The sequence below is a fragment of the Okeania hirsuta genome (assembly GCF_003838195.1).
Taxonomy (GTDB): Bacteria; Cyanobacteriota; Cyanobacteriia; order Cyanobacteriales; family Microcoleaceae; genus Okeania; species Okeania hirsuta.
On sequence record NZ_RCBY01000275.1, the window covers coordinates 1 to 8,594 of the forward strand.

Consider the following 8,594-nt stretch of genomic DNA (forward strand, 5'->3'; position numbering starts at 1 on the left):
TGGATGAGTAACCGCCGACGGCCTCAGCAGAAGCAGGAAGTAAACATCAATTTGTCGCATCGATGTGACGTTTTATATCAGTTTTATGAAGCAGTTCGATTTTCCCATATCTCCCACTAACCCATACTTCCTAAACTCACTCCCCAATACGTTTCATATTTAATGAAACAACCCTGGTTAATGGGAGTGTGAATGTTTAATGGGATGAGAATCTCTATCAACCAAATAGACATCTGTTCAACAATTAATAATTAATAATTATTGAAGAAGGAGACAGGAGACAGGAGACAGGAGACAGGAGGAAAATTACATGGGGATTCGCTCCCCCAAGTAATGCGTGAACACCCCCGTTGACGGTGGGGTATTAAACCCACAAAGAAAATGATAATTAATTATTAGCTCTCCTTGAAAAGAAGAGGATAGACTAATCATGAAAATTTTTCTTCTCTTGGTCGATTGGATATGGCGAGGAGACCCGTTCTTACAGACCCGCTCCGAAGTACGCCATCCCACCCTACGGGAAGCTGCGCTAACGACCGCTTATTATCCCCTTAAAAGGGGAGGCGCATACCCACAATTTTTCGGTAAAAATCAAAAATAAAATCAATTATCACACATAAATTATCAATTCTTTCTGCCTACTGCCTACTGCCTACTGCCTATGCGTGGAGGAGATGTCTAATTATTTTGATGTATGTGTTGACTGGGATGAGAATCTCTATCAATCCAATTATTTAGTTAGGACATAGACTAATGACAAATCTTAGACTAGAAACTGATAACTGAAATGACCTGTTGGCTAAAATTTTAAATATCGACTATATCATAAATTGAGTATATCTTTAGGTTCCGATTAGTATAACTCGCTAATATTAATATCATGTCTGGATAATTAGTGATCAAAAAAAGTTTCTCTTTACTTCTTCTTTCTTCCCTCCTGACTCCTGAAGACTGATTCCTTCGTTTATTTATAACTGTTCAACCGGACATGATATAACTACTAAATATTAACCAAGAAAACAGCAACACCACTAATCATAAACGCCAAAATAGACGGCACTAAAGGCAGCACAAAACCTTGAGTAAAACAAAACAAACTAACTGAATATAAAATAATAATATTTCCTGCTATAAATAAGAAAAACAATAAAACTCGACGAAAACAATAACTTATCACACTACCCAAAACAGAATAACAAAAAATCCATAACAAATCTACCCACCAACTCCAAAACGTAATTAAAGGTCTACCATCCAAAACTGCCCTAATAATTTGACTAACTTGATGTGCGTGTAAAACAACTCCAGGTATTTGCTTCTGAGAAACAGTTTCAACATAACTATAAGGAGTATAAAATTGATCGCTAGCATAAGGGTCTGTACTACCAATAAGTACAATTTTATCCCTAACTAAAAAACCATCAAATTCCCCAGATAAAATATCTGAAATACTAATATAATTAGCCACCATATCGGCATTTCTATAATTAAGTAAAACTTGAAACCCACCAGCATCAACTTTTTGATAAATACCTTGTCTTTCCACAAGCTTCTTAAAAATAACATCACCAACTTTAAAATTTCCTGCGGTAATATCTTCTTCTTTAAATCCTTTACTTTCCAAATAATTAAAAGCAACCCTAGCACTTAATGAATACTCTGTTTGACAAGGGTCTTCTGCCTGTTTTCCCATAAACATTAAATGGCGACGGAAAACATCAACTTGACCATTATCGACAACAACATCAGTAAAACCTAAACGTTTTTCTGGTACTCCTTCAGGAGGTTTAGTACCAGGTTTATTGTCGTGATATTCGCTAGTACTACAAACAGCAACTATTTTCTGATTATTACTCAAAATTTTTAATAACTTTTGATAACCAGATTCAGAAGGTAAAGGTTTTTCTCTCCAAAAGTCTAAACCGATAATTGTAGGTTGATGACTTTCTAACTTGGCTATTACCTCAGCCAAAATTTCATCAGTTAAGTCACTACCAATACCATATTTATTAATATCTTTTGCCGTAGCTTCAACAATTAAAATATTAGGATCTGGCTGTTCTGGAGGTCGCCATCGCATTAAGCGGTCGTACTCATTTAACTCTAAATTTTGTAGCCAACCTAAACTTCTAAAACCAATAACTCCCACCCATGCCAAACTAGCAAAAACTACACTCATTCCTAATTTTTTAGGTTTTGGTTGAGGTTGCTCTAGATTACTTTCTAAATAAGCTAATTTTTCTGCCACCCAATCTAGATTAAAAATTGTCCGATAAATTTTATTAAAAATAACTAATTTATCCTGTTTTTTAATAACTACACCAGACAACCGCAAAGCCATTTGAATTCGACTATTGTTAGCTTTAACTTCTCCTTGCAAGAGAATTTTTTTATATAATTTCAGTAATTGAGGAGCAAGTTGACCATGATTAACTAAATAATCGTGCATATATTTTAAATGAGTGGGATTATCTTGTTCTTCCCAATAAGTCAAAATATGTTCCTCTACCAATTTATCAACATCTGGTTCATAATCCTCTGCATAATCAACAATAATTTGACAAATTTTTTGAGTTAAAAAAGGTTGACCTCCGCTCCAATCAAAAACTTTTTGCAAAACAACTTCGGGTTCTTCTACTATTCCATCTAACCCCTGAGTTAATATTTTTCCATCTGCAAAAGTTAACTCTGTTAATTCAATCGGATGACCAATATTAAAAGGAGTATGTTTTCCCTCTCTAATTAAATCCTCTGGAGTTGCTACTCCAAAAAAACAAAAAATTAGGCGATGATAATCAGATTTTTCATCCTCAGCACGACGATTATAACAAGAACGAATAAAACCTAAAATTTCATTTTTAAAAGGGCAATTTACCAGTACATCAATTTCATCAAGAAAAATATATATTTTTTGGGGATTAGGAAAATTAACAAATAAAATTTCTTCAATAAACTGAGCAAAACTTTGAAGATTCGTCAAATTTTGATGACTGATTATCCACTGTTGATAATTGATACTATTGTCTAACTCACATCCATAAAATATTTCTCTGAAAAAACCCTCATACCAAGATTGTTTTTCTATGGAAAAATCACATAATCTAGTCATGTCAATAGGGATACATTGACAACCTTGAGAGCGTAATTCTTTCATCACTCTTACCCTCAAACTAGACTTACCCATTTGACGAGCATTAAATACATAACAATATTCTCCTGCTTGGAGTTTTTGAGATAATTCTCCATCTTGTTTTCTGACTACATAAGTGGGATTATTTGCTGATAAACTCCCTCCACTTGATTGATAATTCATGATTTTTTTTAAATTTTAGTTGGTGTTTTTCAGTTTGAGAAGGAGTCAGGAGACAGGAGTCAGGAGACAGGAGGAAAAAGGAGTAGGAAGTCTGTTTGAGAAGGAGTCAGGAGACAGGAGGAAGAGGTATTAGGTATTATACCAAGCGCGATCAATGTTTGCTACATTTTCCCATTGCGGGAAACCTACCCCTAACCCCTCCCAGGAGGGGAATTATACCAATTTGAAAATGTTTGTTACAAATATTTGGACTGCTTATAGTAGTCAATAGTCAATAGTCAGTAGTCAGTAGAAGCTGCTATTATCATCATTTTTTACCATTAAATTATCAATTGTAATACCTTGTACATTTAGATGAAAGATTTTAGTTGACGCTTATTATTCGTAACATTCTTTTTTCAAACTGGTATTAAACATAAGAATGATTAACAATAACTAGGGTGCTAATTATCAAAAAAGTTATTCAGTCTGTGTTAATTACTTAATAATTGAAGTACCACTTAACTATAGCATTTTTTTTAAAATTGGTATGAGAGATTACCTGGGTTTTTCAATTACGTTGATATATGAATCTAATAGTTTACTTACTTCTTTGAGATACAATATAACTTTTGAAATATCTCTAGATTCAAGGTCATTTGCTAGAATTAGGTAATACCGATTTTCTTCTTTTCTTCTAATGAACCTTGTGCAATATTCAAAAATCTGTTTTTGGGAAATTGCTGCTAAAACCATAGACTTCTAAAACAAGTTAATGTGCTTTTTGCCAAACTATTAAATCTCGAAAGTTTTTAGCAGGTTCTCTTTTCATTCTGACTATTAACTCCTTCTTCAAACTACGTTCCAAAAAGCATAATTCTAACTCCTTGTTCCATCTCCTTCTTCCATCTCCTGTCTCCTGTCTCCTGACTCCTTGTTCCATCTCCTGTCTCCTGACTCCTGTCTCCTGACTCCTTTTTCCATCTCCTGACTCCTGTCTCCTGTCTCCTTTTTCCATCTCCTGACTCCTGTCTCCTGTCTCCTGACTCCTTGTTCCATCTCCTGTCTCCTGTCTCCTGTCTCCTTCTTCTCACCGCTCCTGAAAATATTGTCGATATAAATTACAACGAGGTTGAGCATAATCACCTTTAATTGTAATTAATCCCATAGCTTCTAATTGATGTACCTCACGATTTTTATTAGGTAAACGTACTGGAGAATTAGCTTTTAAAATTTCCTGAAAAACTACTTTTATTTTTGACTTTTCTGCCATAGTTTCTAAATGTCTACTTAAATGTTCTTGATAAATTCCAGTTTCAGTAGGGGCATATTTTAATAGTTCTTCAATTGTCAATTCATCCTGAAACATTTTGTATAACGCTAATCTGATCAGATAAGGATGTCCTCCCACCATAGACATTAAAGGAGTTACTATTTCTGGGTCAAGTTGATGTAAATATGTTAATTGAGTTACCTGCTCTGATGTAAATTCTTTTAATTCTATGGGTAAACCTACATTAAAAGGAGATTGATAAATATCTAATTTGCCATGATATTCTGTGGAATAAGCAATTACCATTCTGAGATTTCCCCAAATTTCAAAATTATTACTTTCTTCATACCAACTTCTTAACATGGTAAAAAAGTTTTTAGATATTTCTGGGTAGTTGAAAATTTCATCGACTTCATCTAATAGTAATACTAGTTTTTTTTCTAAATGAAATAACAAGGCTTTCAATTCTTGAGTACAAGATATTTTTGCATTATCATCATCCCAGGAATTTCCCTCTGGCGCATCAGTAAATCGACTTTTTATATTTTTATTAAATGCTTTGATGAAACTATTAATATTGCTGATATTTTGGGGTTCAATCAGAGTGTCAAATCTCAAATAAACAGGAATATAATTATTTTGATTAGCTTGGGCTTGTATCCGTTGAAGTAGAGAAGTTTTACCCATTTTTTTCGGTGCTTTTATTCTGACTAAAGAACCTGGTTTTTCTATTTCTCCGTAACATTCAGACTCCACAGAACAACGTCTAATTCGATAACGTTGTATATAAAAAGGAGAATCTAATTTTTCTGGTCTACCAGGAATAACAACTTGACTGATATGAAAACCATAATAATTCCGTAACTCATCACTAACTAAATCAGGTTTATATTGGCTAAATATTTTCACTAAATATTCTTCCCGCTCCAGACTAGATTCTGAATAGTTGAATTTAGCAGCGATCGCTTTTAATTTTCGACCTACATTAGATTGGTCACAATTCATTATCTGAGCAATTTGTTGATATTTTTGATTCGATAAACGCAAGTGCAGTATTTGTTTTTCACTTTCTGGCAAATGAGAGTATATGTGGTCAAATATTTCTTTATTCATGATTTTTATTCAAGCTTCACTATCTCTGGTTATTGATATAACGATAACTTAATATTATGTCCGGTTAAATAGTTATAAATAACTACGGAGGAGTGGGAAGAAGAAGGAAGAGTAGAAGAAAGTTTTTTTATCACTAATTATCGGGACATGATATGATGAATTCTTACAGCATCAAGGGATGAAAAGCGATAATATTCAAATTATAAGTAATCCTAAATATGTTCTGAAAAAAAATCTGAGAATTAGTAAATAGGCAACAAATATCAGAATTTCATAGTTTTTATTTGTTCTTATAGCATTTCTCGGACTCATGAGGTACACCTAATACCAATTCAAAAAAAAATGTTACGAATAGTAAGAAGAACAAAAAGACAAATGCAGGATATGCCATTTGACAAAAAGGATGATTTATCACCTAAAAAATGGTATTTAAGCCATTGATTTTGACTCCTAATTCCTGACTCCTAACTTCCCCTCCCCTCCTGGGAGGGGTTAGGGGTGGGTTGGGAGGGGCACGCGGGTGGGTTGACTCCTAAGAAATATCCTAGCTATTTGTAGGAAAAATTTATCAATTTGGTATAATACACCTTATATTTAACTCCTGACTCCTGACTCCTGACTCCTGACTCCTGTCTCCTGACTCCTAAAGCTAAAAAATTTTGTACCTCACAAGTATGGGAAGTGCTATATATTTTTTACAAATTATTTAGGATTGCTATATAGTAGCTAATATATTTTCATGTCTTTTAAGTAGAAATGTGCTGATATTTAATCTTTAGATATTTCTGGATCAAATACTACAATGTGAATTAATTTACACAAAAAATTATGTTCCTGCCCTGAACGTGCAAAAAAATACACATTGACAATTGTGGAATGGTTTTTGAGGTTTGTTTAAAATTAAACGTGCAATTTAATGCAATTTTTTGTTAGACCAAATCTACCTGGATGAGGATTATTTGTAATGGAACAAGGTTGAGACACAAACTATTCTAATTAACCTATTCCAACAACTAATCTACTTTTACTATTTTACAGGAGTCAAATAATGCAAGCTCTACTAACAAGATCACAAAACTGCCTAAATCTAATCAAAAAATGGGAAGGATTATCTCTTGATGCTTATCTCAACTCAGTAGAAATATGGAGTATTGGTTATGGAACTACCGAATATCCTGATGGTAAAAAGGTGAAACAAGGAGATGAAATTAGCATAGAGCAAGCCAGAAAATTCCTTCAAGATAAAGTCGATCGGGTTGCTGATGAAGTTAATCAATTAATTAGAGTTTCTCTTACCCAAAACCAGTTTGATGCTTTAATATCTTTCTGTTATAACGTAGGAATTGGTACATTCAAATATAGCACTTTGGTAGAAAAACTCAATCAAGGAGATTATCAAGGTGCTGCTAATGAGCTTCCCAAATGGAACAAGGTTATGGTTAATGGGGTAAAAACAATACTGCCTAGTTTAGTTGATCGTCGGGATGATGAAAAAAATCTTTTTTTAAGCAATAATTTCATCAGCAATAATGAATTATCATATCTAGCTGGATTAGGATTATTTGACCCGATGGCAGTATTATTAAAACCCTGACATTGAGTCAATGCACAAATCAAAAATTGTATTAGTAGGATCAACTCTTTTAATACAACAAAGTCGATATAAACTATTCTCATTAACCTGCTTCAGCAACTAATCTACCCTCACTATTTTTTTCGGACGTTTGATCTCAATAATTTCCGCTCAATCACTTCTGATAATTTGTCCAGTTCCAATGATTTTTGGGCAAGTTGCATAACCCAAAAATCACGATAGATAAGTATAGGTAGAACACAAAAGGTCAGGATAAATTTACCTGAGATTAGCAACTAATCTACCCTGACTATTTTTAAGGATTCCAATCATGAATAATACCAGATTTCCTGACTCAAAACTGCTTGATTTTGTTAAGTATTATGATAGTAACAACCCCAACCATCGTAATGCTTTCCTGAAAATCGCTTCCTCTTTGCCCGATAACTTTTACAATAACGATGCAGAGTGGGTAAAAATTTACCGTTCTCACCCTGCTAAAAAAATTGGTCGTTCCTCTGCTGGAGTAAGTCTAGATGTCACTTACTTTTCTCAGGGTGACAACTATCGCGATGCTCATCGCACTTGTTTTTCTTCTTCTTGTGCGATGCTGTTAAATTATCTCCGACCTGGAGTCATCAGGGGTGATGATGATTACGTTCGTGAAGTTTTCAACAGAGGAGACACTACTGACTCCTGGGTTCAAATTCAAACTCTGCGACACTTTGGAGTTACTGCTGATTTTGTTCAAAACGCAAATAATAATACTCTCAAGAAGTACCTCAACCGAGGCATTCCTGTTCCCTGTGGGATTCTTCACAAAGGCTCTTCTAATAACCCATCGGGTGGAGGCCACTGGATTGTAGTTATTGGTTATGAAGATGACAAAAATACTCCAGGTGGGGGATATTGGGTAGTTAACGATCCCTGGGGGGAGATAGATCATGCCAGTGGCACTTACATTTCCGAAAATGGTAAAATGTTGAAATATTCTTATAGTCTGATGAACGCCCGTTGGACTGTGAGTAATAGTACCGATGGATGGTGTGTTTTGGCCAAATCTTGGATTGATTGAAGAAGGAGTCAGGAGACAGCAATTCTGGAGACAGAATCAATATTCGTGGGGATAGTCTCCGACACGCCACTTCGTGTCTACAAAACCCCAACCAATTGTGGATACCACGGGTTATGGGTCGCGCAACCCCGCCTTTTAAGGCGAAATATTTTTGGAGCGAAGCTCAAATCCCCTACTTCCCCTCCTGGCTCCCCTCCTGGCTCCCCTCCTGGGAGGCAGGGCTAATTCATTGTCGCCAGAGAAAAATATTGAGGAGTACAATGATTGG

The 8,594-nt window shown here is 34.7% G+C and carries 5 protein-coding genes; 2 read left to right on the forward strand and 3 right to left on the reverse strand.

Annotated features, from left to right (window positions below; genetic code table 11):
• Positions 1 to 1,000: 1,000 nt before the first annotated feature.
• The 3 genes from D5R40_RS27780 to D5R40_RS27795 form a co-directional block, all read right to left on the reverse strand.
• A complete protein-coding gene (locus tag D5R40_RS27780) occupies positions 1,001 to 3,313 on the reverse strand; it encodes a CHASE2 domain-containing protein (RefSeq protein WP_124155515.1) in 2,313 nt (770 codons plus the stop codon).
• A gap of 858 nt (positions 3,314 to 4,171) precedes the next feature.
• A complete protein-coding gene (locus D5R40_RS36240) occupies positions 4,172 to 4,432 on the reverse strand; it encodes a hypothetical protein (RefSeq protein ID WP_124143797.1) in 261 nt (86 codons plus the stop codon).
• Positions 4,383 to 5,678 (reverse strand): AAA-like domain-containing protein, encoded by a 1,296-nt coding sequence (locus D5R40_RS27795; protein WP_124143796.1) that lies wholly within the window; start codon positions 5,676 to 5,678, stop codon positions 4,383 to 4,385. Before D5R40_RS27795 ends, D5R40_RS36240 begins: the two co-directional genes overlap by 50 nt.
• A gap of 1,048 nt (positions 5,679 to 6,726) precedes the next feature.
• On the opposite strand from D5R40_RS27795, the gene D5R40_RS27800 reads away from it, so the two are divergent.
• Positions 6,727 to 7,272: a lysozyme gene (locus D5R40_RS27800; protein WP_124143795.1), complete on the forward strand. Its 546-nt coding sequence runs from the start codon at positions 6,727 to 6,729 to the stop codon at positions 7,270 to 7,272.
• A 310-nt stretch (positions 7,273 to 7,582) separates the two neighbouring features.
• Positions 7,583 to 8,326, forward strand: a complete 744-nt coding sequence (locus tag D5R40_RS27805) for a C39 family peptidase (protein WP_124143794.1) — start codon at positions 7,583 to 7,585, stop codon at positions 8,324 to 8,326.
• Positions 8,327 to 8,594: the final 268 nt, after the last annotated feature.

Coding starts and splice junctions, on each gene's coding strand:
- D5R40_RS27780 (WP_124155515.1), bottom strand. CDS start 3,313: ATGAATTATCAATCAAGTGGAGGGAGTTTATCAGCAAATAATCCCACT.
- D5R40_RS27800 (WP_124143795.1), top strand. CDS start 6,727: ATGCAAGCTCTACTAACAAGATCACAAAACTGCCTAAATCTAATCAAA.
- D5R40_RS27805 (WP_124143794.1), top strand. CDS start 7,583: ATGAATAATACCAGATTTCCTGACTCAAAACTGCTTGATTTTGTTAAG.
- D5R40_RS27795 (WP_124143796.1), bottom strand. CDS start 5,678: ATGAATAAAGAAATATTTGACCACATATACTCTCATTTGCCAGAAAGT.
- D5R40_RS36240 (WP_124143797.1), bottom strand. CDS start 4,432: ATGCTCAACCTCGTTGTAATTTATATCGACAATATTTTCAGGAGCGGT.